The organism is Buchnera aphidicola (Pemphigus obesinymphae) (genome assembly GCF_026122815.1).
In the GTDB taxonomy this organism is placed as follows: domain Bacteria; phylum Pseudomonadota; class Gammaproteobacteria; order Enterobacterales; family Enterobacteriaceae; genus Buchnera_C; species Buchnera_C aphidicola_BJ.
Genome location: NZ_JAIWQW010000106.1, coordinates 1 through 341 on the forward strand (window position 1 = coordinate 1; position 341 = coordinate 341).

At 27.3% G+C, this 341-nt stretch carries 1 pseudogene; it reads right to left on the bottom strand.

From position 1 onward, the window contains the following. Positions 1–17 precede the first annotated feature (17 nt). A pseudogene (locus tag LDP10_RS03320) lies at positions 18–341 on the bottom strand (plasmid replication protein); the annotation flags it as partial.

Consider the following 341-nt stretch of genomic DNA (forward strand, 5'->3'; position numbering starts at 1 on the left):
GAATTGATAACTTTTTTCTAAATAAGAATATTGAGAGCGTTTTTCATTGCTCTAATATTTTCTGAAATTCGTACACTTAATTCTCTAGAACTACATTTTAAAAAACTGATAATGGAAGGAGTATAAGGCGACAATTTATGAGCTTGAACCCAATAATGACTCATTCTTTTGTACATATATCTGGCTAAAGGAGAACGAATTTGCATCCCTATTGTGTACTTATATTGTCGAAAGGATAAATTATTAATAGCGTTATTTACAAGAGGATTAAATTGGATATAACATATTCCTTTATTGTTATTTATCGTTAAAATTTTTTTTGTAGTTAAACTAATTACAGG